23 protein-coding genes, 5 tRNA genes and 1 riboswitch are annotated in these 24,934 nt (G+C 58.2%); of the genes, 22 read left to right on the top strand and 6 right to left on the bottom strand.

Going from position 1 to position 24,934, the window contains the following annotated elements; all coding sequences use genetic code 11:
* Positions 1-203: 203 nt before the first annotated feature.
* The 7 genes from AACY02_RS04245 to astE all read left to right on the top strand — a co-directional run bounded on the left by AACY02_RS04245 (position 204) and on the right by astE (position 7,982).
* Complete coding sequence (locus AACY02_RS04245) at positions 204-1,424, top strand: aspartate aminotransferase family protein (protein ID WP_339430881.1); 1,221 nt, start codon at positions 204-206, stop codon at positions 1,422-1,424.
* Positions 1,425-1,565: 141 nt separating this feature from the next.
* Complete coding sequence (gene aruF, locus AACY02_RS04240; protein ID WP_339430880.1) at positions 1,566-2,585, top strand: arginine/ornithine succinyltransferase subunit alpha; 1,020 nt, start codon at positions 1,566-1,568, stop codon at positions 2,583-2,585.
* Positions 2,586-2,636: 51 nt separating this feature from the next.
* Complete coding sequence (gene astA, locus AACY02_RS04235) at positions 2,637-3,662, top strand: arginine N-succinyltransferase (RefSeq protein WP_339430879.1); 1,026 nt, start codon at positions 2,637-2,639, stop codon at positions 3,660-3,662.
* On the top strand, positions 3,659-5,128 hold the full coding sequence (gene astD, locus AACY02_RS04230; protein ID WP_339431014.1) for a succinylglutamate-semialdehyde dehydrogenase: 1,470 nt from the start codon (positions 3,659-3,661) through the stop codon (positions 5,126-5,128). The genes astA and astD overlap by 4 nt, the downstream gene beginning before the upstream one ends.
* A gap of 136 nt (positions 5,129-5,264) precedes the next feature.
* The gene (astB, locus tag AACY02_RS04225) at positions 5,265-6,611 is read left to right on the top strand and encodes an N-succinylarginine dihydrolase (protein ID WP_339430878.1); all 1,347 of its coding nucleotides are present in this window, start codon (positions 5,265-5,267) and stop codon (positions 6,609-6,611) included.
* A gap of 57 nt (positions 6,612-6,668) precedes the next feature.
* Positions 6,669-6,959 carry a topoisomerase II gene (locus AACY02_RS04220; protein WP_339430877.1) on the top strand — a complete coding sequence of 97 codons (291 nt, stop codon included), beginning with the start codon at positions 6,669-6,671 and terminating at the stop codon, positions 6,957-6,959.
* A 12-nt stretch (positions 6,960-6,971) separates the two neighbouring features.
* The gene (astE, locus tag AACY02_RS04215) at positions 6,972-7,982 is read left to right on the top strand and encodes a succinylglutamate desuccinylase (RefSeq protein WP_339430876.1); all 1,011 of its coding nucleotides are present in this window, start codon (positions 6,972-6,974) and stop codon (positions 7,980-7,982) included.
* A 99-nt stretch (positions 7,983-8,081) separates the two neighbouring features.
* Here astE and AACY02_RS04210 read toward each other — a convergent pair whose 3' ends face one another.
* Positions 8,082-8,591, bottom strand: a complete 510-nt coding sequence (locus AACY02_RS04210; protein ID WP_339430875.1) for a 6,7-dimethyl-8-ribityllumazine synthase — start codon at positions 8,589-8,591, stop codon at positions 8,082-8,084.
* Positions 8,592-8,692: 101 nt separating this feature from the next.
* Positions 8,693-8,864, bottom strand: a riboswitch (FMN riboswitch).
* Between the two features lie 198 nt (positions 8,865-9,062).
* On the opposite strand from AACY02_RS04210, the gene ltaE reads away from it, so the two are divergent.
* The 8 genes from ltaE (at position 9,063) to AACY02_RS04170 (ending at position 15,179) form a co-directional block, all read left to right on the top strand.
* Complete coding sequence (gene ltaE, locus AACY02_RS04205; RefSeq protein WP_339430874.1) at positions 9,063-10,067, top strand: low-specificity L-threonine aldolase; 1,005 nt, start codon at positions 9,063-9,065, stop codon at positions 10,065-10,067.
* A gap of 146 nt (positions 10,068-10,213) precedes the next feature.
* On the top strand, positions 10,214-12,838 hold the full coding sequence (gene alaS, locus AACY02_RS04200; protein WP_339430873.1) for an alanine--tRNA ligase: 2,625 nt from the start codon (positions 10,214-10,216) through the stop codon (positions 12,836-12,838).
* A 90-nt stretch (positions 12,839-12,928) separates the two neighbouring features.
* Positions 12,929-14,170 (top strand): aspartate kinase, encoded by a 1,242-nt coding sequence (locus AACY02_RS04195; protein ID WP_339430872.1) that lies wholly within the window; start codon positions 12,929-12,931, stop codon positions 14,168-14,170.
* 187 nt (positions 14,171-14,357) lie between these two features.
* On the top strand, positions 14,358-14,546 hold the full coding sequence (gene csrA / locus AACY02_RS04190; RefSeq protein ID WP_002554426.1) for a carbon storage regulator CsrA: 189 nt from the start codon (positions 14,358-14,360) through the stop codon (positions 14,544-14,546).
* A gap of 62 nt (positions 14,547-14,608) precedes the next feature.
* Positions 14,609-14,699 (top strand) — tRNA-Ser (locus AACY02_RS04185).
* Positions 14,700-14,806: 107 nt separating this feature from the next.
* Positions 14,807-14,883: transfer RNA gene (locus AACY02_RS04180), tRNA-Arg, on the top strand.
* Positions 14,884-14,954: 71 nt separating this feature from the next.
* Positions 14,955-15,031 (top strand) — tRNA-Arg (locus AACY02_RS04175).
* A 71-nt stretch (positions 15,032-15,102) separates the two neighbouring features.
* A tRNA-Arg gene (locus tag AACY02_RS04170) sits at positions 15,103-15,179 on the top strand.
* A 19-nt stretch (positions 15,180-15,198) separates the two neighbouring features.
* On the opposite strand, the gene AACY02_RS04165 is transcribed toward AACY02_RS04170, so the two are convergent.
* The gene (locus AACY02_RS04165; protein WP_339430871.1) at positions 15,199-15,717 is read right to left on the bottom strand and encodes a cell envelope protein SmpA; all 519 of its coding nucleotides are present in this window, start codon (positions 15,715-15,717) and stop codon (positions 15,199-15,201) included.
* A gap of 321 nt (positions 15,718-16,038) precedes the next feature.
* Between AACY02_RS04165 and mgtE the strand changes: the two genes are divergently transcribed.
* Complete coding sequence (gene mgtE / locus AACY02_RS04160) at positions 16,039-17,481, top strand: magnesium transporter (RefSeq protein WP_339430870.1); 1,443 nt, start codon at positions 16,039-16,041, stop codon at positions 17,479-17,481.
* A 120-nt stretch (positions 17,482-17,601) separates the two neighbouring features.
* Here mgtE and AACY02_RS04155 read toward each other — a convergent pair whose 3' ends face one another.
* Positions 17,602-17,928, bottom strand: coding sequence for an Arc family DNA-binding protein (locus tag AACY02_RS04155; protein ID WP_003178899.1), 327 nt, complete (start codon positions 17,926-17,928; stop codon positions 17,602-17,604).
* 388 nt (positions 17,929-18,316) lie between these two features.
* On the opposite strand from AACY02_RS04155, the gene phnN reads away from it, so the two are divergent.
* Positions 18,317-18,886: a phosphonate metabolism protein/1,5-bisphosphokinase (PRPP-forming) PhnN gene (phnN, locus tag AACY02_RS04150; protein ID WP_339431013.1), complete on the top strand. Its 570-nt coding sequence runs from the start codon at positions 18,317-18,319 to the stop codon at positions 18,884-18,886.
* Here phnN and AACY02_RS04145 read toward each other — a convergent pair.
* Positions 18,861-19,040 carry a PA3371 family protein gene (locus tag AACY02_RS04145; protein WP_339430869.1) on the bottom strand — a complete coding sequence of 60 codons (180 nt, stop codon included), beginning with the start codon at positions 19,038-19,040 and terminating at the stop codon, positions 18,861-18,863. The two genes, phnN and AACY02_RS04145, sit on opposite strands and share 26 nt — an antisense overlap.
* A 20-nt stretch (positions 19,041-19,060) precedes the next feature.
* Positions 19,061-19,288: a hypothetical protein gene (locus tag AACY02_RS04140; RefSeq protein ID WP_339430868.1), complete on the bottom strand. Its 228-nt coding sequence runs from the start codon at positions 19,286-19,288 to the stop codon at positions 19,061-19,063.
* Positions 19,289-19,584: 296 nt separating this feature from the next.
* Here AACY02_RS04140 and AACY02_RS04135 point away from each other — a divergent pair.
* Both AACY02_RS04135 and AACY02_RS04130 read left to right on the top strand, forming a co-directional pair.
* Positions 19,585-19,661, top strand: a tRNA-Arg gene (locus AACY02_RS04135).
* Positions 19,662-19,858: 197 nt separating this feature from the next.
* Positions 19,859-20,233 (top strand): cytochrome c, encoded by a 375-nt coding sequence (locus AACY02_RS04130; RefSeq protein WP_339430867.1) that lies wholly within the window; start codon positions 19,859-19,861, stop codon positions 20,231-20,233.
* Positions 20,234-20,298: 65 nt separating this feature from the next.
* Here AACY02_RS04130 and AACY02_RS04125 read toward each other — a convergent pair whose 3' ends face one another.
* Positions 20,299-20,688 carry a hypothetical protein gene (locus tag AACY02_RS04125; protein ID WP_339430866.1) on the bottom strand — a complete coding sequence of 130 codons (390 nt, stop codon included), beginning with the start codon at positions 20,686-20,688 and terminating at the stop codon, positions 20,299-20,301.
* A 468-nt stretch (positions 20,689-21,156) separates the two neighbouring features.
* Between AACY02_RS04125 and AACY02_RS04120 the strand changes: the two genes are divergently transcribed.
* The 3 genes from AACY02_RS04120 (at position 21,157) to AACY02_RS04110 (ending at position 24,894) form a co-directional block, all read left to right on the top strand.
* Entirely contained in the window at positions 21,157-22,761 is a 1,605-nt protein-coding gene (locus AACY02_RS04120; protein ID WP_221733047.1) for a tetratricopeptide repeat-containing response regulator, read from the top strand.
* Positions 22,758-23,450 carry a sensor histidine kinase gene (locus AACY02_RS04115; RefSeq protein WP_339430865.1) on the top strand — a complete coding sequence of 231 codons (693 nt, stop codon included), beginning with the start codon at positions 22,758-22,760 and terminating at the stop codon, positions 23,448-23,450. Before AACY02_RS04120 ends, AACY02_RS04115 begins: the two co-directional genes overlap by 4 nt.
* Positions 23,451-23,652: 202 nt before the next feature.
* The gene (locus AACY02_RS04110) at positions 23,653-24,894 is read left to right on the top strand and encodes a glutamine synthetase family protein (protein ID WP_339431012.1); all 1,242 of its coding nucleotides are present in this window, start codon (positions 23,653-23,655) and stop codon (positions 24,892-24,894) included.
* Positions 24,895-24,934: the final 40 nt, after the last annotated feature.

Here is a 24,934-nt window from a genome sequence, read left to right as displayed (position 1 = left end):
CTCCCGCGTCTGCCGCAATCGGCAGCGCCAGTTTAAACTGCGCCTTTGCGACGCTATTTGTCGCATTGCCGTAAACCCGGGAAAAACCGGGGTTTGCGCTATAAGAAGTTGTCGCTTGGCGGCAAGGCCGGGCTGAAAACTGTCCTTACAATCCCCCCATCGCTCGCCAGTTTCAGGCGGGTGGCCCTCATCAGGAGACTCCGATGTCCGTTGAGCACGCTGCGGTACAACGCGCCGATTTCGACCAGGTTATGGTTCCCAACTACGCGCCTGCCGCTTTCATTCCGGTGCGTGGCGCCGGTTCCCGCGTCTGGGATCAGGCCGGCCGCGAGCTGATCGACTTCGCCGGCGGCATCGCCGTCAACGTATTGGGCCACGCGCACCCAGCGCTGGTCGGTGCCTTGACCGAGCAAGCGAACAAGCTGTGGCACGTTTCGAACGTGTTCACTAACGAGCCGGCCCTGCGTCTGGCGCACAAGCTGATCGACGCAACTTTCGCCGAGCGTGTGTTCTTCTGCAACTCCGGCGCCGAAGCCAACGAGGCCGCCTTCAAGCTGGCCCGTCGCGTCGCGTTCGACCGTTTCGGCACTGAGAAATACGAGATCATCGCCGCGCTGAACAGCTTCCACGGTCGCACCCTGTTCACCGTGAATGTGGGTGGCCAGTCGAAGTATTCCGACGGTTTTGGCCCGAAAATCACCGGTATCACCCACGTTCCCTACAACGATCTGGCGGCGCTCAAAGCGGCCGTTTCCGACAAGACCTGCGCGGTCGTGCTCGAACCGATCCAGGGCGAGGGCGGCGTGCTGCCGGCCGAACTGGCTTACCTGCAAGGTGCCCGCGAACTGTGCGATGCGAACAACGCGCTGCTGGTGTTCGATGAAGTGCAGACCGGCATGGGCCGCAGCGGCAAGCTGTTTGCCTACCAGCATTACGGCGTGACCCCGGATATCCTGACCAGCGCGAAGAGCCTGGGCGGCGGTTTCCCGATCGCGGCGATGCTGACCACCGAAGCGCTGGCCAAACATCTGGTCGTCGGCACCCATGGCACCACCTACGGCGGCAACCCGCTGGCGTGCGCGGTTGCTGAAGCGGTGATCGACGTGATCAACACCCCTGAAGTGCTGAGCGGCGTCAATGCCAAGCACGACAAGTTCAAAACCCGTCTTGAGCAAATTGGCGAGAAGTACGGCCTGTTCACTCAGGTGCGTGGCCTCGGCTTGCTGATCGGTTGCGTGCTGAGTGAGGCCTGGAAAGGCAAGGCCAAAGACATCTTCAACGCCGCTGAAAAAGAAGGCCTGATGATTCTGCAAGCAGGTCCCGACGTGATCCGTTTCGCCCCGAGCCTGGTGGTCGAGGACGCTGATATCGATGCCGGTCTGGACCGCTTCGAACGTGCCGCTGCAACACTGACGCAAGCTTGATACACCTTTCGACGCCTGAGCGGTTCAGGCGTCGAACCCAATTTTTGATACCGGGCAATATCAAATGTGGGAGCGGGCAAGCCCGCTCCAACAATGTTCGGTGTTTTTTCTGTGATTTTTATAAGAGAAAGGAGTGACACCATGCTGGTGATGCGCCCCGCGCAAATGGCTGATCTGGGCGAGGTACAGCGTCTGGCTGCGGACAGTCCGATTGGTGTCACTTCCTTGCCGGATGACGTGGAACGTCTGAGCGACAAGATCGCGGCGAGCGAAGCCTCGTTCGCCGCCGAAGTGAGCTTCAACGGTGAAGAGAGTTATTTCTTCGTCCTTGAAGACTCCACCACCGGCAAACTGGTCGGCTGCTCGGCGATCGTTGCTTCGGCCGGTTATTCGGAACCGTTTTACAGCTTTCGCAACGAGACCTTCGTCCACGCCTCCCGCGAGCTGAAGATCCACAACAAGATCCATGTGCTTTCACAGTGCCACGACCTGACCGGCAATAGCTTGCTGACCAGTTTCTACGTGCAGCGTGAGTTGGTGGGTTCGCCGTGGGCCGAACTCAATTCCCGTGGTCGTCTGCTGTTCGTCGCCAGCCACCCGGAGCGGTTCGCCGATTCGGTGGTGACCGAGATCGTCGGTTACAGCGATGAGCATGGCGACTCGCCGTTCTGGGACGCCATCGGTCGCAACTTCTTCGACCTCAACTACGCCGAAGCCGAGCGCCTGTGCGGGTTGAAAAGCCGTACGTTCCTCGCCGAGCTGATGCCGCATTACCCGATCTATGTGCCGTTGCTGCCGGACTCCGCCCAAGAGGCGATGGGTCAGGTACACCCGCGTGCGCAGATCACCTTCGACATCCTGATGCGCGAAGGCTTCGAGACCGATCACTACATCGACATTTTCGACGGCGGCCCGACCCTGCATGCGCGTGTGTCGGGGATCCGTTCGATCGCCCAGAGCCGTGTGGTGCCGGTGAAGATCGGCGAGCCGGTCAAAGGTGCCGGTCGCCAGTATCTGGTGGCCAACGCCCAGTTGCAGGATTACCGCGCCGTGTTGCTTGAGCTGGACTACGCGCCGGGCAAACCGGTGACGCTTGATCTGGAAGCGGCCGAGGCCTTGGGCGTCGGTGAAGGTGCCAGCGTGCGCCTGGTGGCGGTTTAACGCCTTAGCGAGTTTTACGGGTGGCGAAGGCGGCCCGTTTGAGGAGATAGCATGATTGTTCGTCCCGTACGCAGCAGCGATTTATCCGCGCTGATCGACCTGGCCCGCAGCACCGGCACTGGCCTGACCACGTTGCCGGCCAACGAAGAGCGCCTGACCCATCGGGTCGACTGGGCTGAAAAGACCTTTCGCGGCGAAGCCGGCCGTGGCGATGCGGATTACCTGTTCGTGCTTGAAGACGACGACGGCCGCGTGGTGGGTATTTCCGCCATTGCCGGCGCGGTCGGTCTGCGTGAGCCCTGGTACAACTTCCGTGTCGGCCTGACCGTCAGCGCTTCGCAAGAGTTGAACATCTATCGCGAGATCCCGACGCTGTTCCTGGCCAACGACCTGACCGGAAACTCCGAGCTGTGCTCACTGTTCCTGCACGCCGATTACCGTAACGGTCTCAATGGTCGCATGCTGTCGAAGGCGCGGATGCTGTTCATCGCCGAGTTCCCGGAACTGTTCGGCAACAAGATCATCGCCGAGATGCGCGGTGTGTCGGATGACGCTGGCCGTTCGCCGTTCTGGGAAAGTCTGGGTCGGCACTTCTTCAAGATGGAGTTCAGCCAGGCCGATTACCTGACCGGTGTCGGCAACAAGGCGTTCATCGCTGAACTGATGCCGAAATTCCCGCTGTACACCTGCTTCCTGTCGCCTGATGCACGCAATGTCATCGGCCAGGTCCATCCGGACACCGAGCCGGCGCTGGCGATGCTCAAGAGCGAAGGGTTCAGTTATCAGGGCTACGTCGACATCTTTGACGCCGGTCCGGCCATCGAATGCGAAACCAGCAAGATCCGCGCGGTGCGAGACAGCGAGGCGCTGGTACTGGCGGTCGGCACGCCGGGCGACGATGCCACGCCGTTCATCATCCATAACCGCAAACGCGAAGACTGCCGCATCACGGCTGCGCCGGCACGTCTGGCTGCGGGCACGCTGGTGGTCGATCCACACACCGCCAAACGTCTTCAACTCAACGCGGGCGACCAAGTGCGCGCCGTGGCGTTGTCTGCTGCTCGGGAGTCGAAATAATGAATTCGCTATACATCGCAGGTGAATGGCTGGCCGGTCAGGGCGAAGCTTTTCAGTCACTGAACCCGGTGACCCAGCAAGTGCTGTGGTCGGGGGAGGGCGCCACTGCTGCGCAGGTCGAGTCGGCCGTGCAGGCGGCGCGTCAGGCTTTTCCGGGTTGGGCACGGCGCACGCTGCAAGAGCGCATCAGCGTGCTCGAAGCCTTTGCTGCTGCACTGAAGCACCACAGCGACGAACTGGCCCGCACCATCGGTGAGGAAACCGGCAAACCACTGTGGGAAGCCGCCACCGAAGTCACCAGCATGGTCAACAAGATCGCGATCTCGGTGCAGAGCTACCGCGAACGTACCGGCGAGAAGAGCGGCCCGTTGGGCGACGCCACCGCCGTGCTGCGCCACAAGCCTCACGGCGTGGTTGCCGTGTTCGGGCCTTACAACTTCCCTGGTCACTTGCCCAACGGTCACATCGTGCCGGCGTTGCTGGCCGGTAACAGCGTGCTGTTCAAGCCCAGCGAGCTGACCCCGAAAGTTGCCGAGCTGACGGTCAAGTGCTGGATCGAAGCCGGGTTGCCGGCCGGCGTCCTGAACCTGCTGCAAGGCGCTCGTGAAACCGGCATTGCGCTGGCGGCGAACCCGGGCATCGACGGTCTGTTCTTCACCGGCTCGAGCCGTACCGGCAACCACTTGCACCAGCAATTTGCCGGGCGTCCGGACAAGATTCTGGCGCTGGAAATGGGGGGCAACAACCCGCTGGTGGTGGATCAGGTCGCTGACCTCGACGCGGCGGTGTACACGATCATTCAATCGGCCTTCATCTCGGCGGGCCAGCGTTGCACCTGCGCTCGTCGTCTGCTGGTGCCACAAGGCGCGTGGGGCGACAGCCTGCTCAAGCGTCTGGTTGAGGTCAGCTCGACCATTGAAGTCGGTGCGTTCGATCAGCAACCGGCACCGTTCATGGGGTCAGTGATTTCCCTTGGCGCGGCGAAAGCGTTGATGGATGCCCAAGCGCATTTACTGGCCAATGGCGCCGTGTCACTGCTGGACATGACGCAGCCGCAGGCGCAAGCCGCGTTGCTGACCCCCGGCATTATTGATGTGACCGCAGTGGCCGAGCGTCCGGACGAAGAACTGTTCGGCCCGTTGCTGCAAGTGATCCGCTACAGCGATTTCGCCGCAGCGATCAGTGAGGCCAACGACACCGCTTACGGCTTGGCCGCCGGTCTGTTGTCGGATTCCGAAGATCGTTATCAGCAATTCTGGCTGGAAAGCCGCGCCGGCATCGTCAACTGGAACAAGCAATTGACGGGGGCTGCGAGCAGCGCGCCGTTTGGCGGTGTGGGGGCCTCGGGCAACCATCGCGCCAGTGCCTACTACGCGGCGGATTATTGCGCGTACCCGGTGGCGTCGCTGGAAACACCGAGCCTGGTGTTGCCTGCATCGCTTACACCCGGCGTAAAGATGGCGTGATGCCCATCGTTAGCAGGTGGCACACAAAGTGGAATGCATTTCCCTGTGGGAACCAGCCTGCTGGCGATAGCCGCGCCTCGGTCACAAAGAATAGTTACTGAAGCCTATAACAACAGATTCTCGTGGAGCCTCGCTGATGAAATCCTATGAAGTCAATTTCGACGGTCTAGTGGGGCCGACCCATAACTACGGCGGTCTGTCCTACGGCAACGTTGCGTCCCAGAGCAACAGCCAGCAGTCCTCGAACCCGAAGGAAGCGGCGCTGCAAGGCCTGGCGAAAATGAAAGCGCTGATGGAAATGGGCTTTCAGCAAGGCGTGCTGGCGCCGCAGGAACGTCCGGACGTGGCCGCTCTGCGCCGTCTGGGTTTCAGTGGCAGCGACGCGCAAGTGATCGAGCGCGCGGCCAAAGAGGCCATGCCTTTGCTGGTCGCCAGTTGCTCGGCGTCGAGCATGTGGGTGGCCAACGCTGCGACGGTCAGCCCGAGTGCCGACACCGCTGACGGCCGTGTGCATTTCACCGCCGCTAACCTCAACTGCAAATACCACCGCAGCATCGAGCACCCGACCACGAGCCGCGTGCTCGGCGCGATGTTCGCCAATCAGCAACACTTCGCCCATCACGCTGCGCTGCCAGCGGTGGCGCAGTTTGGTGACGAAGGCGCGGCCAACCACACGCGTTTCTGCCGTGAGTACGGCGAGGCCGGTGTCGAGTTCTTCGTGTTCGGTCGCAGTGCCTTCGACAACCGTTTCCCGGCGCCGCAAAAATACCCGGCCCGGCAGACCCTCGAAGCGTCGCAAGCGGTAGCGCGTCTGCACGGTCTGCGGGACGAAGGCGTGGTTTACGCACAGCAGAATCCGAACGTGATCGATCAGGGCGTGTTCCACAACGACGTGATTGCCGTGGGCAATGGCGAGGTGTTGTTCTATCACGAGGACGCGTTCCTCGACACCGATCAGATGCTGGCCGAGTTGCAAGGCAAACTGGCCAGGGTTGGCGGCAATTTCCAGTCGATCTGTGTGCCGCGTTCGGCGGTCACCGTCGACGACGCCGTGCGTTCGTACCTGTTCAACAGCCAGTTGTTGTCGCGCCCTGACGGCTCGATGCTGTTGATCGTGCCGCAAGAGTGCCAGGCCAACGAGCGCGTGTGGGCTTACTTGCAAAGCCTGACCAGCTCCGGCGGTCTGATCCGCGAAGTGAAGGTCTTCGACCTCAAGCAGAGCATGCAGAATGGGGGCGGTCCGGCGTGCCTGCGCTTGCGTGTTGCACTGAATGAAACCGAGCTGGCGGCGGTCAACCCAGGGGTTATCATGACGGCCCCGTTGTACGGTTCGTTGACCGCATGGGTTGAAAAGCACTACCGCGACCGCCTGAGCGAAACCGATCTGGCGGACCCGCAATTGCTGCTTGAATGCCGGACGGCACTGGATGAACTCACGCAAATCCTTAAACTGGGCGCGGTTTATCCATTCCAGATCAATTGATGGCCGGCGCGCCGCTTGAACGCGGCGTGCGGTTCGTCTCCCCAAGAGAGTAAAAACATGAGCGATTCCCTGCAGCTGATCCTTGAAGACACCGACGGCACGCAACTGCAAACCTCGTGCACCCGCGTCGCGGTCATGTGGCAAGGCAAAGAGCTGTGGATCCAGCAGGATGGCCGTGGCCAACTGCTGATCGGCGTCGACGTTGAAGAAGGTGATGCCGAGTACGCCAACCTGCTGCTGCGCCCATTGGCGACTAATCTGGTAAGTCTGCAACTGGAAATGGAACCGGCCGACGTTGGCGGCGACGAAGACCACGTGCACGGCCCGGATTGCAACCACGACCACTAAGGAAACCGCTCTATGCTCGCCCTCGGCAAACTGCTTGAACTGACCCTCGCCGGCCGCGAACCGGCGGAGAAGACTCAACTGACTGTCGAAGGCGTGCGGATGCGCTGGTTGAGCGAAGGTGCGCTGGAGGTCCGGCCACCGCAAGCGCTTGACAATGGCCTGGACCTGCTGCTGTCGGCAGGCATCCACGGCAACGAAACCGCACCGATCGAGCTGCTGGATCGGCTGCTGCATGACATCGCTCGCGGCGATCTGAAGCCGCGCGCACGCATTCTGTTCCTGTTCGGCAACACTGAGGCGATTCGCAAAGGCGAGCGTTTCATCGAGCAGGACGTCAATCGGCTGTTCAACGGTCGTCACGAACAAAGCAGCGGCTCTGAAGCGCTGCGTGCCTGTGAACTTGAGCGGTTGGCGGCGAGTTTCTTCAGCCTGCCGGATCGCCAGCGCTTGCACTATGACCTGCACACGGCCATTCGCGGCTCGAAGATCGAGCAATTCGCCCTGTATCCGTGGAAGGAAGGACGCCAGCATTCGCGTAGAGAGCTGGCGCGCTTGCGTGCTGCGGGCATGGAAGCGGTGCTGTTGCAGAATAAACCGTCGATCGTGTTCAGCGCATATACCTACGACAAACTCGGCGCCGAGGCTTTTACGCTGGAATTGGGCAAGGCGCGGCCCTTCGGGCAGAACGAAGGGGTTGATGTCTCGCGGCTGGAAACCCGTCTGAAGCAGATCATTGAAGGCAATGAGTCAGATCTGGCGCAGGAGGGCTTGGATGGCTTGCAACTGTTCAGCGTGGCGCGGGAAATCATCAAGCACAGCGATGCGTTCCGCCTGAACCTGCCGCAGGACATCGAGAACTTTTCCCAGTTGGAAGTCGGTTATGTACTGGCCGAGGACTTGGCCAATACCCGCTGGATCATCGAGGAAGAAGGCGCGCGGATCATCTTTCCCAATCCCAAGGTCAAGAACGGCTTGCGAGCGGGCATCCTGATCGTGCCGGCCACCGACGAAACCCTGGCCTGAAACAATTTGGGGGATCAACACCTATCTCCTGTGGGAGCGAGCAAGCCCGCTCCCACATTTGGATCTGAGTGAGGTCTGAGACCTCACTCGGTGCAGATATCAGACAGCGACCGCACGGGGCTCACTGCGACGCAACACCCGAACCTTCTGCAGCGTATCGGCACACGTTTTCGCCGCTTCCTGACCTTTGTGCACAAAGTGCTCGAAGAAGAACTTTTGATGTTCTTCACCGGCATGGAAATGATGCGGGGTCAGGGACACGGAGAATATCGGCACTTCGGTTTCCAGTTGCACCTGCATCAGGCCGCTGACCACCGACTGGGCGACGAACTCGTGACGATAGATGCCGCCGTCCACTACCAGGGCTGCCGCGACGATGCCGGCATAACGACCGGTCTTGGCCAGTAGCTTGGCATGCAGGGGCATTTCAAAGGCACCGCCGACTTCGAAGAAGTCGATGTCCGATTCCTGATAACCCTGAACGAGCATTTCGGCGACGAAGCCTTTACGGCTCTGGTCGACGATTTCCTTGTGCCAGCAGGCCTGGATGAACGCGACGCGCTCGCCATGAGGGTGTTTGCTTTTGCTGTCGATAGCGGTGGGTTGCATGTTCTGACTCCTGTTTGTGTGAAAAACAGGGCGTTATGAATCGAAGGGGATTCAAGGGTACGCACGAACGCAGAAGCGCGCGGACGGCTCTTGGGTGTCAATCCCGTTCTCTCTTCATCCGGACTATGACCGTCGGCCCCGGAATCACACCGGGTCTGCTGACCTTGTCGTCGATCACAGCCATTGCCATGCCCGTCGCCAAGCGCTCGCGGGCTATGCGCATTGCGCGCAATTACCGCCGGTGGGGAATTGCACCCCGCCCTGAGAACGTTTTCGCCACCCTTTCTCGGGCGGCGCAGCGTTTTTAACACAGATTTTGTGTCTGTGCATTGCGCCTTTCAGATGATTGTTATCGATTTTTTTGAATGCTTGTGAGGCGTTTTTCTGCGCCAAGGGTTGATTAATCGGCGCGATGACCGCAGTAATTCACCTTCGTAAAGGGATTTCCCCTGCTGACTTGAGGCCAGGTTCATGAGCGTTATCGATCTTCGCAGCGACACCGTCACCCAACCGACTCCCGCCATGCTCGACGCCATGACCGGCGCCGCCACCGGTGACGACGTGTACGGCGAAGACCCGACGGTCAATCGTCTGGAAACCGAACTGGCAAAACGCCTGGGTTTCGCCGGCGCGTTGTTCGTGCCAACCGGCACCATGAGCAATCTGTTGGGATTGATGGCGCATTGCGAGCGCGGTGACGAGTACATCGTTGGCCAACAGGCGCACACCTATAAGTACGAAGGCGGTGGCGCCGCGGTGCTCGGTTCGATCCAGCCGCAGCCGCTGGAAGTACAGGCCGATGGTTCGCTGGATCTTGATCAGGTGGCCGCCGCGATCAAACCCGACGACTTCCACTTCGCCCGGACTCGTCTGCTGGCACTGGAAAACACCATGCAAGGCAAAGTGTTGCCACTCGATTATCTGGCCAGCGCCCAACGCTTCACTCAAGATCACGGCCTTCAATTGCACTTGGACGGCGCGCGGTTGTACAACGCTGCGGTCAAGCTCGGGGTCGATGCCCGGGAAATCACTCGGTATTTCGATTCGGTATCGGTGTGTCTGTCCAAAGGGTTGGGGGCGCCGATCGGTTCGGTGCTTTGCGGCTCTGAGCAACTGATCGGCAAGGCTCGTCGTCTGCGTAAAATGGTCGGCGGCGGCATGCGTCAGGCCGGATTACTGGCGGCGGCGGGTTTGTACGCGCTGGATCACAACGTTGAGCGTCTGGCGGATGACCATGCCAATGCTCAACGGCTTGCTGAAGGGCTGCGTGAGGCAGGTTTTAGCGTCGAACCAGTACAGACCAACATGGTTTATGTGCAAATGGGCGACAAAGCCCTGGCGATCAAGGCGTTTGCTGCCGAGCGCGGGATCAAGTTGAGTGCCGCCGCGCGTCTGCGGATGGTCACGCACATGGACGTCAATCGCTCGCAAATCGAGCAAGTGATCGCGACATTCGTCGAGTTTTCGCGCAAGTGACAGCGTTAGCCGTCCAATTGACCGTTTCTATCGTATAAACACGCTGTACCCCGCGCGCAGGGCCGATATAATGCGGCCCTTTGCCGTCGCTTCGTCTGTTGACGTTTCGAACAGGCCTTTGGCCGCAGCCTCCGTGGAAGAACCTAATGAAAAGCGCAGAAATCCGTGAAGCCTTCCTTCGCTTCTTCGAAGAGCAAGGCCACACCCGTGTAGCCTCCAGCTCTTTGATTCCGGGCAACGACCCAACCCTGCTGTTCACTAACGCGGGGATGAACCAGTTCAAGGACTGCTTCCTGGGCCAGGAAAAGCGCGCGTACACCCGCGCTGTTTCCAGCCAGAAGTGCGTGCGCGCCGGCGGCAAGCACAACGACCTGGAAAACGTCGGTTATACCGCCCGTCACCACACGTTTTTCGAAATGCTGGGTAACTTCAGCTTTGGTGACTATTTCAAGCGTGATGCGATCACCTATGCCTGGAACTTCCTGACGTCCGACAAGTGGCTGAACCTGCCGAAGGAAAAACTGTGGGTCACCGTCTACGCCAGCGATGACGAGGCGTACGACATCTGGACCAAGGAAATCGGCGTTCCGGCCGAGCGCATGGTGCGCATTGGCGACAACAAGGGCGCACCGTACGCTTCGGACAACTTCTGGACCATGGGCGATACCGGCCCTTGCGGTCCTTGCACCGAGATTTTCTACGATCACGGCGCCGACATCTGGGGCGGCCCACCAGGCTCGCCTGAAGAAGACGGCGACCGTTACATCGAAATCTGGAACAACGTGTTCATGCAGTTCAACCGCACCGCCGATGGGGTGTTGCACCCACTGCCAGCGCCGTCGGTCGACACCGGCATGGGTCTGGAGCGGATCAGTGCCGTGCTGCAGCACGTTCACTCGAACTATGAAATCGACCTGTTCCAGAGCCTGCTGGCCGCGTCGGCCAAGGCCATCGGTTGCACCAACGACAATCAGGCATCCCTGAAAGTCGTGGCTGACCACATTCGCTCCTGCGGCTTCCTGATTGCCGACGGCGTGCTGCCGTCCAACGAAGGCCGCGGTTATGTGCTGCGTCGGATCATTCGTCGTGCTTGCCGTCACGGCAACAAACTCGGCGCCAAGGGCAGTTTCTTCTACCAGATCGTTGCCGCACTCGTGGCCGAGATGGGCGAAGCCTTCCCTGAGCTGAAATCCCAGCAGGCGCACATCGAGCGCGTGTTGAAAGCCGAGGAAGAGCAGTTCGCCAAGACCCTGGAACAAGGTCTGAAAATCCTCGAGCAGGATCTGGCTGACCTCAAAGGCGACGTGGTGCCGGGCGATGTAGTGTTCAAACTTTACGACACCTACGGTTTTCCGATGGATTTGACTGGCGACATCGCTCGCGAGCGCAGCCTGACCATCGACGAAGAAGGTTTCGAGCGCGAGATGGAAGCCCAGCGCGTGCGTGCGCGTTCCGCCAGCTCCTTCGGTATGGACTACAACAGCCTGGTCAAGGTTGATGTGGATACCGAGTTCACCGGTTATCACAACACCAGCGGTTCGGCGAAAGTTGTGGCTTTGTACAAAGACGGTCAGTCCGTCGACGTTTTGAGTGAAGGCCAAGAGGGCGTCGTGGTGCTGAACCAGACCCCGTTCTACGCTGAGTCCGGCGGCCAGATCGGCGATTGTGGTTATCTGCAAGCGGGTAGCAGCCGTTTTGATGTGCGCGACACCACCAAAACCGGCGGTGCTTTCCTGCACCACGGTGTGCTGGCCTCGGGCAGCCTGATCGTTGGCGCACCGGTGCAAACCCATGTCGAAGCCGAGGTGCGTCACGCCACTTCGCTGAACCACTCGGCCACGCACTTGCTGCACGCAGCACTGCGCAAGGTGCTGGGCGATCACGTTCAACAGAAAGGCTCGCTGGTCGACAGTCAGCGTCTGCGCTTCGACTTTAGCCACTTCGAAGCCATCAAGCCTGAACAGTTGAAAGCGCTGGAAGACATTGTCAACGCCGAGATTCGCAAGAACTCCGCCGTTGAAACCGAAGAAACCGACATCGAGACCGCCAAGAAGAAAGGCGCCATGGCGCTGTTTGGCGAGAAGTACGGCGACAACGTGCGGGTGCTGAGCATGGGCGGCGACTTCTCCGTCGAACTGTGCGGCGGTATCCACGCCAACCGTACCGGGGACATTGGCCTGCTGAAAATCATCAGCGAAGGCGGTGTGGCATCGGGCGTGCGTCGTATCGAGGCCGTCACGGGTGCTGCGGCACTGGCTTACTTGAGCGCCGCGGAAGAACAACTCAAGGAAGCGGCCAGCCTGGTCAAGGGCGGTCGCGACAACCTGATCGACAAACTGTCGGCTGTGCTGGAGCGCAACCGTCTGCTGGAGAAACAACTCGAGCAGTTGCAGGCCAAGGCGGCCAGCGCTGCGGGCGACGATCTGTCGGCCTCGGCACTGGATGTCAAAGGTGTGAAGGTTCTGGCTGCACGCCTGGATGGTCAGGATGGCAAGGCGCTGCTGGCGCTGGTCGATCAACTGAAAAACAAACTCGGCCGCGCAGTGATCCTGCTCGGCAGTGTCCATGAGGAAAAGGTCGTTCTGGTTGCAGGCGTAACCAAAGACCTGACTGGCCAACTCAAAGCCGGTGATTTGATGAAACAGGCTGCTGCGGCAGTGGGCGGGAAGGGCGGTGGTCGTCCGGACATGGCGCAGGGCGGCGGTGTCGACGCCGGCGCGCTGGATGGCGCACTGGCGTTGACCGTTCCATTCGTCGAGCAGGGTTTATAAGGCGGCCCGCCGGGCCCGCAGTCTAGTGGCGGGGCCGGTGGCTGTTTGAGTGATTATTGGGCGCCCTTCATGGGCAGAGGCGGCTTTGAAATGGCTTTGATCGTACAGAAATTTGGAGGCACCTCGGTCGGCACTGTCGAGAGAATCGAGCAGGTCGCCGACAAGGTTAAGAAATTCCGCGATGCCGGCGATGACCTGGTGGTCGTGCTGTCTGCAATGAGCGGCGAAACCAACCGTCTGATCGATCTGGCCAAGCAAATCAGTGGCGACGGTCAACCGGTTCCGCGCGAACTGGACGTGATCGTTTCCACTGGTGAGCAAGTGACGATTGCCCTGTTGGCCATGGCACTGATCAAGCGTGGTGTGCCGGCGGTGTCGTACACCGGTAATCAGGTGCGGATCCTGACGGACAGTGCACACAATAAAGCGCGTATCCTGCAGATTGATGACCAGAAAATTCGTGGTGATCTTAAAGCAGGTCGCGTGGTGGTTGTCGCTGGTTTTCAGGGTGTCGACGAACACGGCAACATCACCACCCTCGGTCGCGGCGGTTCCGATACCACGGGAGTGGCACTGGCTGCAGCGCTCAAGGCGGATGAATGCCAGATCTACACCGACGTTGATGGTGTTTACACCACCGACCCGCGTGTTGTGTCAGTCGCTCAGCGTCTGGACAAGATCACCTTTGAAGAGATGCTGGAAATGGCCAGCCTCGGCTCCAAGGTGTTGCAGATCCGTGCGGTGGAATTCGCCGGCAAGTACAACGTTCCGCTGCGCGTACTGCACAGCTTCAAGGAGGGTCCGGGCACCCTCATTACTATTGATGAAGAGGAAACCATGGAACAGCCGATCATTTCCGGCATCGCTTTCAACCGCGATGAAGCCAAGCTGACCATCCGTGGCGTGCCAGACACTCCAGGTGTGGCGTTCAAGATTCTCGGCCCGATCAGTGCTGCGAACATCGAAGTCGACATGATCGTGCAGAACGTCGCGCACGATAACACCACCGACTTCACTTTCACTGTGCACCGCAACGACTACCCGGGCGCGCAGACCGTGCTGGAAAACACCGCCCGCGAGATCGGTGCCCGTGAAGTGGTCGGCGACACCAAGATTGCCAAGGTCTCGATCGTCGGCGTCGGCATGCGTTCCCACGCCGGCGTGGCCAGTCGCATGTTCGAATCCCTGGCAAAGGAAAGCATCAACATCCAGATGATCTCGACATCGGAAATCAAGGTTTCCGTCGTCATTGAAGAGAAATATCTGGAGCTGGCTGTGCGCGCCCTGCACACGGCTTTCGAACTGGATGCTCCCGCCCGTCAGGGCGAGTAATTCCGTTTCCTTGAAGGGCGCGGTTTGATCGCGCCCTTTATTTTTGAATGACGCGAGACCTGAACTGTTCTTTTGCTCGCGCTAGTCAATACTCAGGCATGTAGGGCTACGATCGCTCCGGTTGTAGGTCGGGTGCCTTTTTTTTGCAGACTGTTGTCCCTGAACTGAATTGCGTGAGGAGAAAGGTATGCTGATTCTGACTCGTCGGTGCGCAGAAAGCCTGATTATCGGTGATGGCGAAATCACCGTAACCGTGCTCGGCGTTAAAGGAAATCAAGTGCGTATCGGCGTCAACGCCCCGAAAGAGGTTGCCGTGCACCGTGAGGAAATTTACCTGCGTATAAAGAAAGAGAAGGACGAAGAACCAAGCCATTAATTTTTATCGTTTTTTATGTTTGCAAACGGGGAAGAAGGTGGTTAATATACGCCCCGTGTTGCGGAGAGCTGGCCGAGTGGCCGAAGGCGCTCCCCTGCTAAGGGAGTACACCTCAAAAGGGTGTCGGGGGTTCGAATCCCCCGTTCTCCGCCATTATTTGCTTAGTACGTTGTAATCTGGCTTTTTCGGTAAATTATTGAATTTACTAGAAAAAGTGGTTGGAATAGAGATTAGACGGGCTATAATGCGGCGCAACAAATGCACTCGTAGCTCAGCTGGATAGAGTACTCGGCTACGAACCGAGCGGTCACAGGTTCGAATCCTGTCGAGTGCACCATTTAAGAGTTGTTTATAGCAATATAAGTAACTCGGCTTCAGCCAGTTGTGGTCTGGTTTAAAAACACAAATGCACTCGTAGCTCAGCTGGATAGAGTACTCGGCTACGAACCGAGCGGTCACAGGTTCGAATCCTGTCGAGTGCACCATTTTAGGGTTGTTTGCAGCAATGCAGGTGATCTGGCTTCAACCAGTTGTGATCTGGTCTAAAAACACAAATGCACTCGTAGCTCAGCTGGATAGAGTACTCGGCTACGAACCGAGCGGTCACAGGTTCGAATCCTGTCGAGTGCACCATATATCGAAAAGCCCGCGTTTAACGCGGGCTTTTTGCTGTCCGGGATTTGGCTTTTCCTTTGACGCACCCTTTCTCATCAAATTCGACTAGAGCCGTGCGACCTCGCTTGAGATCGTACCGATAGCTTGTAGTCAAAGTCCGAATATTCACTTTGTCCGGTTTGCCGAGTGCGCTTTCGACATCCTGTTGGTTCATGCCGGCAATGACGCGTCGATTAATGATCGCTTCACGCCGTTGTCTGGCATCGATGAGATTTCCGCATTTGTCTTCTGCTTTGCCGGCAACGCCAGGTTCTCTGTCGTTGGTTTTCTTGCCGGATGTTTCTTCGTGATTGAGCGCTGGCATCACCGCGACCACTGAGCCGGTGAGGTAGGGGTGAACCTCCTGCGCTGAGAGCCTTTCTCCGCTTGCACAGCTCATCGACGTGAATGTAATGCTGCCGTCAGGAGCTTCGCAGCGATGAAGGCTGGTCGCAGCCCCGGCGGCTGGGAGGCAGAGCAGGCTGGCGAGCACAAAGCGGGATGTTTTTGATGGCATTCGACGTCCTCCATGACGGTCTACGCTCAAGGGTAGCTGCTACATTTTTTAATGCCGGTGTGTTTTCTTTTCGGGATGAGTCGTCGCATCTGCATGGATCAGGGCTGCGCTCAGGTTTGTCTCGCAAGCGCTTGTTTCAGCCGTGATTTTTTAACGTTTTAAACCGTCAGGCGGTGTATCATTGCGCCCGTCAGCCCCGCCGGGGCTTGTGGAAAACTTCCATGGACTTACCCAGTAGTTACTCAGTACCCCGTTTTACCAATCATGAATTGACTGATTGATCCTTCCGGCGTGCCCCGCTGCTGGGAGTGGAGTTCGCCTATGTCTGAAATCGAAGTAAAGAAAACACAGGAAAGCCTGCAGGATCGCCTGGCTCAGGTCGTCGAGCTGCTGCAGCGTCAACGGGTCGTTGAAGACCTGACTCATCGCCAGGAAGGCGCGCATCAGGACCGGGTGGAAAGCCTGGTTCACCGACAAAATCTCGTCGAGTTGCAACGCAAGCTCGATGATCTGCACTCCGCCGACGTTGCCTACATTCTTGAAGCCTTGCCGCTGGATGATCGCCTGACGCTTTGGCAACTGGTCAAGGCTGATCGCGACGGCGACATTCTTCTCGAAGTATCCGATTCTGTCCGTGAAACGCTGATCGCCGACATGGATGATCACGAGCTCTTGGCTGCGGCCAAGGACATGGATGCCGACGAACTTGCTGACCTGGCCTCTGAGCTGCCGCGAGATGTCGTCCATGAGCTGATGGAGAGTCTGGATAACCAGCAGCGCGAGCGTGTGCGTTCGGCGCTGTCCTATGACGAGGAGCAGGTCGGTGCGCTGATGGACTTCGAGATGGTGACCATCCGTGAGGATGTCAGTCTCGAAGTAGTTTTGCGTTACCTGCGCCGCCTCAAAGAGCTTCCTGGTCACACCGACAAACTGTTCGTGGTCGATTACGACGGCGTGCTTAAAGGTGTGCTGCCGATCAAGCGTTTGCTGGTCAATGACCCCGATAAACAGGTTGCTGAAGTCATGGCCAGCGATCCGGTGAGTTTCCACCCGGACGAAGATGCCTACGACGCTGCTCAGGCATTCGAGCGTTACGACTTGATCTCTGCCCCGGTAGTCGACAAGAACGGCAAGCTGATTGGTCGTCTGACCATCGACGAAATGGTTGACTTGATCCGTGAGGAAAGCGAAAGCGAAGTCCTCAACATGGCGGGTTTGCGTGAAGAGGAAGATATCTTCGCCTCCGTATGGAAATCCCTGAATAACCGTTGGGCGTGGCTGGCGATCAACTTGATCACCGCGTTCTTCGCTTCCCGGGTGATCGGCCTGTTTGAAGGCTCGATAGAGAAGCTGGTAGCGCTCGCGGCGCTGATGCCGATCGTGGCGGGGATCGGCGGCAACTCCGGTAATCAGACGATCACCATGATCGTTCGTGCCATGGCGCTCGATCAGGTCAGCACCGGTAACACTTCACGCCTGATGCGTAAGGAGTTGGCGGTTGGATTGATCAATGGCCTCGTCTGGGGTGGGGTGATCGGGGTGGTTGCCTATCTGCTTTACGGCAGTTGGTCGCTGGGCGTGGTGATGACAGCAGCGATGACTCTCAATCTGTTGCTGGCGGCGCTGATGGGGGTCTTGATCCCGATGACGCTGGCGAAGATGGGGCGTGACCCGGCGATGGGGGCCAGCGTGATGATCACCGCGATGACCGACAGTGGGGGGTTCTTCATCTTCCTGGGGTTGGCGACAATCTTCCTGCTTTGATCTGCCATGAATAAACGGCCCGCCAACTCTATTGGCGGGTTTTTTTAGAGAAAAGGGATGGCCTGAATTTCAGGCGAAAAAAAGCCAGCACTAATGCTGGCTTGAGGTGTTCGGTATGACTCAGGACGCGTCTGCAGCCATTTCAGCGTCGTGGGCGATCAAGGACACCAGTGCATTCTGTTGACGGTGAGAAAGCTGGCGGAAGCGTTGCAGCAACTCGCGTTCGTGCAACGACAGCTCCGGGCTGTCCAGACGCATGCTCAGTTCTTCGCCCAAAGCGCCTTCCTGAATAAGACTCTGCTCAAGGCGCGCAATGATCTCGGAGTTCATGCTGCGATGATGATTGCGAGCCACCTCGGCAATGCGTTCACGCATTCCGTCTGGCAGACGTACGACGAACTTGTCAGCCGTACGGCTGGAATAAATTGCCTGTTTCAATGGGCGCATATATTTAACCGGTTAGTTCAGGGGAGCGGTTCTCGGGATTGGCCGCAGATGTGTGGTAGGACAAGCATCCGCGCCAAATGGTTCAACCTGAATTGTTAAGAGGCTCGCATCATGCCTCAAAATTGCCAGATCATTGGCGTCAATTCTGTGACAAATATTGAGCTGGGTAAAGGCGTAATGCCAGCACCAATTATCAGAAATGCGGACTGGTTTGAAAACTTTGCCTTGGCCCGCATCAAAGACCGCCTCCTGATGCACGTCCTTTAGTGTTCTAAGACGTCAGAACGTGCATGCTATGCGGTTTTCGATCCTTGTTCCTTACCTGTACAGGATAGTGGCAATTTGCCGATTTACTAGGGGCAAACACCTGCTGGAGGGCGTTTTCAGGATGTATGGCAAGCTTATTTATCTGATGGGGCCGTCCGGTTCGGGTAAGGACAGTCTGATCGAGGCCGCTCGTGAGCCATTGCGGGCGTTGAACTGCGAAGTCATGCGCCGGGTGATCACGCGATCTGCCGAATCGATGGGCGAGGATGCGATTGGCGTAACGCCGCAAGAGTTCGAAAGACGTCAGCGCGCCGGTGATTTTTCATTGGCATGGCAAGCCAACGGCCTCGCCTATGGCATTGCGGTGGAAATGGATCAATGGTTGCAAGCCGGGCGACATGTATTGGTCAACGGCTCGCGTGCCAATTTGCGGCAGGCACAGGAGCGCTATCCTTCGCTGTTGCCGGTTTTACTGACGGTCAGGGATGAGGTGCTGCGAGAGCGTTTACTCAGGCGCGGTCGAGAGACGCTTGAGCAGATCGATGCACGACTTGCCCGGAACGCTCTGTTCAAGGATAGGAGATCAAGTGACCGGCCTGTGCACCTGATCGACAATTCGGGCAACCTGGCGGACGCCGTCAATCAGCTTCTGGAGCTGGTCCGGCTCAACGTAGTACTGGATCAAACTTGAACCTGCGCCCGGCGATCAGCGCCAGAGCAAACAACACCGTAAACACGCCACAGCTAATCAGCGGCAGAGTGATTTCGGTTTCCTCGAACAGCGAAAAATGCACAACGCCACTCAATAAGGCGAGGATCAGAAATCCTGCTGCTGATTTGGACATGCTGTACTCCTGCAGATATTTCAAAAAACCAGACGTTCGGTCGCTAGTGCTGGCAGTGCCTGCTGAGACTCGCTGACCGCTTGCGGTGCGAAGCTCTGATCACTCAACAGTGCCAACTGCGGCGCTTTCTGCACCTGCAAGTAATGCGGCATGCGCTGAGCAACCCGTTCAGCGCTCTCGGGGGCAAAGTGGAAACCTACCAAAATCGCCAAGGCGACCGCGTTTGCGAGCAAGAGAGTGCTGTTCATGAGGCGGACTCCGTTTGTTCTGTTATGAGAACAGACAAAGCAGCCGTCGTGCCAACAGTCTATCCGCTGTTAAGTCCTTTAAAAACAAGCATTTGGAAGGTTTTTTCAGAGAGCGAAGGTTGCAATCTGCAATGATGGCTTTTTGGGAGAGTGCAAAATGCACGGTAAATCTTCCCGCAGCCTTGCCGGGCGCCTGCCTACACTTAAAAAGCCCTACGGATGACATGACAAATCAGGGCCTGGCCGTTAACATGCACGCCGTCCGTCGCGCAGTGTTCATCTCGTGACAACTCAGTGTCTCAGTAGCTCAATTGGATAGAGCATCCCCCTCCTAAGGGGAAGGTTGGCAGTTCGAACCTGCCCTGGGACACCATATATTCTGGCCTTCTGGCCACTCTTCTGACCACTGCGCTTCTCTGTGACAGCCGTGTTGGCAGGAGAAGCAGTCAAGCCTCTTTCAGAGTGATCTGAAAGGGGCTTTTTCGTATTCGCGGCTTAAGGAAGATGCCGATGGAAGGCCTTTTGAAATTCTTTTCAAGTGCTGCAAAACGCAAGAAGGCTAAGTGAGGCATGAAAATACTATTCATTGCTTCGCTTGGTTTTTTATCGCTAATTCAGGCGCCGCTGTCTTTTGCGGACAATGCCAACGGGAAAAACCTCTATTCACAGCGGTGCGCCATGTGCCACGGAGTAGATCTGAAGGCATCAGGACCCCTGGCTAATAAAAGCAATCCACCGACGCCTGATCTGACAGCGTCCTTTTTCAAGCAAAGACTCAAGGAATACCCAGGCGTTATTGTGTCGTCAATAATACTTCGTCCAAACGGAGACTTGATTCCAAGAACATTGAAAGAGAACGGTGTAAAGCTGCCGCCGCACGCTTGGACGGTTAAGGATTTTCGCGATTTGAATCAATACATGAGTGGCGTGATCTCAAGAGGTTGATGATTTTCAGATAAAAAACTCGCGCAGTTTCATCTGTCCGGGCTTTTCATGGGCGGGCGCCGGGGCTATTCCTCAGCGCCCCCTCCAGGTTTGCCAATTGAGGTGCTTATCCCGGTCATGCGCCGACGTCCATTGACCTTGTAGTCGCGCTCCTGTTCTTGCGCGCCCGGTTTGCGCAAGGTCACTTGCGCATAGAGTCCATCCTTAGCGCTGTAGGCGCCGAACCAGTCATTCATTCGCGCAATAAAGCATTTGCTACCGATGATCACCGGGAAGTCGGCGACCTGTTCGATGGCGTAGTAGCCTGCTCCGTAGCCGTAATATTCGTCGTTGTTTGTGGCGGACGCAGGAATAGGGCAAATGGGCTTTCGCTCTTGCCCGTTGTCGTCCAGATCCCGCAGCGTGAACGAGGTTCGGCCCAGTGCGGTGTCAGCGTCGAAGTCGGTGGCACTCAACGCCTGCCACTCGCTGCGGAAAACTGGGTTGCAGCGCTTTTCAACGCCAAGGACGCGAGTGTCCGTTCGAGAGCAAACTCCGGATCATTTTTACTGGCTGCGCGAACGCGGTTTTGCAGATCATCCAATAGCTCTTTTTCGGCGCCATCCGGCTGATGGGCGAGGGCTTCTGTCCATTGCGCTCGCCATGGCCTGCTGGAAGAACAGCAACGCACAGGCAGATACGATGTAGCGTCCTTTGATGTACACGAGGTCGGCCTTGTAGTGAGAAGTTGGCAGGCGCGCAGGTTAATCGCTGTGTGTGGAATCTTGAAGCGTCGGCTTCAGGGAACGCCACTTCTGGCCGATAACCCAAACGGTGAGTTCAGACTTGTGCGAAATCGCTTGATAGCATTTGGCCTCCAGCTATCATCTGCGCGCCTGAAAATCGCCCTTGGTTCATCTACTTCAATTGCCTGGAAATCCTCGATGCTGTCGTATCACCAAAAGAGTTTTCTGATCGTCGATGATTTCTCGGATTTCCGCAGCTCCGTGCGCTCGATGCTGCGTGAGCTGGGGGTCAAGGACGTGGACACCGCTGACACCGGTGAGCAGGCGCTTAAGATGTGTGCGCAGAAATCCTACGATTTCATCCTGCAGGATTTCCACCTCGGTGACGGCAAGAAGAACGGCCAGCAGGTTCTTGAAGACCTGATGCTGGAAAAGCTCATCAGCCACGAAGCCGTGTTTGTGATGGTGACGGCCGAGACGAGTCAGGCGATGGTGCTCAGTGCTTTGGAGCATGAGCCGGATGCCTACCTGACCAAACCGTTCAACCGCTCGGGACTGGCCCAGCGGCTGGAGCGTCTGGAGCAGCGCAAGACGTTGCTCAAACCGATTCTGCAAGCCCTCGACCGTGGCAAACCGGTCGAGGTGCTCAACGCCTGCATCGCCCTGTGCAAACAGGACATTCGCTATTCGCCGCTGTGTCTGCGCTATCGCGCTGATGCTTTACGCGACCTGAATCAGAACGAAGCACTGGAACGCCTCTACGACAGCATCATTGCTGACCGGCCGTTGCCGTGGGCGTTTGCTGGATTGGGCAAGTTGCTGTTCAAGCGTGGGCAAGTGGCGCAGGCCAAAGGTGTGTATGAAAAGGCCTTGAAGGTATTCCCGATGATGCCTTCGCTGTACGACGGCATGGCTGATGTGCTGGTGTCCGAGGGCGATACCAAAGGCGCGCAGCAGGTGCTGGAAGAAGCGATTCGCCTGTCGCCGCTGGCGGTGCGTCGGCAGGCGTTGCTCGGCAAACTGGCGATGGCCAACGAAGATTTCGACACCGCCTCGCGGGCTTACCGTCAGGCTGTGTCGCAGGGCGCGCAGTCGCGCTTCAAGGATCCGGAAAGCAACCTCGGCCTGGCCCATGCGCTGATCAGCAAAGGCAGTGAGCGCGGTCTCGATACGCGCACGCGCCTGGAGATCAACACTACCCTCAGCGCTGTTGCCAAAGAGAACCCGACCGACCCCGGTTTGCAGATTCGTGCGCGTTTGATGAAGGCAACGAGCCTTCTGCTCAACGATGCCGAAACCGCCGACAAGCTCACCGAGCAAGCACTGATGCGACTCGACGGCATGGAACAGTTCATGAGTCCGGAGGCGGCGCTGCTCGTCGCCAAGCAGTTGCAGATGCTCGGTCAGGCCGAGGCGGGCACGTCGATGCTCAAGAGCTGCGCGGAAATCTACGGTGACGATCCGGCGGTGATGAAAGACATTGCCAAGCTCACCGATGACCCGACTATCCTCAGTTCGAGCAATGCCGCCGCCGACCTCAACCGTCAGGGCGTGCGGGTGTACAAGACCGGCAATCTGGTTGAAGCCCGCGAGGTCTTCCGCAAGGCGCTGAAGATGCAACCCAAGAACATCAGTATCGCGCTGAACATGGCCCAGTCGCTGCTCCACGGCACCGACACCAGTGTGCCTTCGGCGGAGCTGGAAGAATGTCGGGCCTGCCTGAAAATGGTCGGCCTGATGCCCGACACCGACGCGCGTTTCTCGCGCTATCAGAAGCTGAAAAGCAAGGCGTTTGGCGAATGAACCAAGACGAGCAAGCATTGGATTTTTCCACGGTGATCGCCTCCACCGTTCACGACATGAAGAACTCGCTGGCCATGCTGATGCAAGCGCACAGCAAATGGCTGGCGCGTTTGCCGCAAGCGCAGCGCGAAGGCACGGAGCAGGGCGTGATCGACTTCGAGTTCGCCCACCTCAACGGCATGCTGGTGCAGTTGCTTGGGCTGTACAAACTCGGCGTCAACCAGATGCCAGTGCAGCCGGCGTATCACGAACTGGATGATTTCATCGAGGCGCAACTGGCAGCGCATCAAGAGGTCTTCGCCAGTCGCGGCATCATCGCCACTTATGAAGTTGATCCACTGAGTCCGCTGGGTTTCTTTGATCGTGAGCTGGTTGCCTCGGTGCTGGGCAATTGCATCAATAACGCCATTCGTTATGCCCGCGAGTCGCTGCTGATCACCGTCAGTGACGAGGCCGGGCAACTGGTGCTGAGCATCAACGATGACGGCGACGGCTATCCGGTCGAGATGCTCGAACGTCAGGCTGACTATGTACAGGGCATCAATCACAGCAGCGGCAGTACCGGGCTTGGCCTGTATTTCGCTGCCCGCATTGCCGCGTTGCATCAACGCAATGGTGTCGAGGGACGCACCGAAATCCGTAATGGCGGCCCCTTGGGTGGCGGGATCTTCAGTCTCTATCTGCCGTGATCCGAGGCTTTTTGTTTGACGCTGCTTGATATTCCGAACAGCCGAAGCCTATTTTGTTCGGGTCGCCGTTCGCGGCTCGTACAACAACAAGGATTGCGTCATGACAACCGATGGCCAGTGTTCACTCGCGCAGCGATTGACGGGCATTGATGAGATTGAATGTGTCACGCCGGATTTGAACGGCGTACCACGCGGCAAGGTGATGACCGCCGAGGGTTTTCTCGAAGGGCGTCGTTTGCAGCTCGCGCGGGGGGTGCTGCTGCAATGCATCATGGGCGGATATCCGCCGGCGCGGTTCTACGGCAGCGATGACGGTGATCTGGCGCTGATTGCCGATCCAGACCAGATTCATCCGTTGCCATGGAGTGACGAACCCCGTGCCCTGGCCATTTGCGATGCCGATGAACTGACTGGCGAAAGTTCCAGCCTGTCGACCCGTGGCCAGCTCAAGAAAGTCATCGCAGGTTACAAGGCGCTCGGTCTGGCGCCTGTGGTGGCGACCGAACTGGAATTTTTCGTGTTCGCTCCAAACACTGATCCGACCCAGCCGTTCCGAGCGCCAGTCGGTCTCGATGGCCGCCGCGAGGATGGCTTGTCGGCGTTCAGCGTCAGTTCCAACAACGGTCTGCGACCATTCTTCAGTGAAGTCTATAAATGCATGGCGGCCCTCGGTCTGCCGCGTGATACGTTCATGCACGAAATGGGCGTCAGCCAGTTCGAGATCAACCTGCTGCACGGTGATCCACTGTTGCTGGCCGACCAGACCTTCCTGTTCAAACACCTGCTCAAAGAAGTCGCGCTCAAGCATGGCCTGACCGTGGTCTGCATGGCTAAACCGCTGGCGCACACGCCGGGCAGCTCGATGCACATTCACCAGAGCATCGTTGATATCGCCAGCGGCAAAAACGTCTTCAGCGACGATAGCGGCCAGCCGACGGCGATGTTTCGCCACTTCATTGGCGGGCAGCAGGCGGGCATGGCGGACTTCACCGCGCTGTTTGCGCCGAACGTGAACTCCTACCAGCGTCTGTGCCATCCGTTCGCTTCGCCCAACAATGCCTGTTGGTCCCACGATAACCGTGCGGCCGGGCTGCGGATTCCGGCCAGTTCACCGGTCGCTCGTCGGGTCGAAAACCGTCTGCCCGGCGCCGACGCCAATCCGTATCTGGCGATCGCCGCCAGTCTGGCTGCCGGTTTGCACGGGATCGAACACGAACTGGAGCCGACCGAGGCGATTCAGGGCGAATTCGACGTGCCGGATAATCTTTCGCTGCCGTGTACCTTGCATGCCGCACTCGAACGTCTGAAACGTAGCCAATTGGCCAGGGAACTGTTCGGACAGGAGTTCATCGAAGGCTACATCGCTTCGAAGACCATGGAACTGACCAGCTTCTTTGATGAAATCACTCCCTGGGAACGGCGTGTTCTAGCAGCCCAGGCCTGACGTACCGTCGCCATCGGGCTATCGTTTGATAGCCCGATAC

Origin of the sequence: Pseudomonas sp. EA_65y_Pfl2_P78, from assembly GCF_963970495.1 — a bacterium.
GTDB lineage: Bacteria > Pseudomonadota > Gammaproteobacteria > Pseudomonadales > Pseudomonadaceae > Aquipseudomonas > Aquipseudomonas baetica_A.
This window is presented reverse-complemented; position numbering and strand designations above follow the sequence as displayed.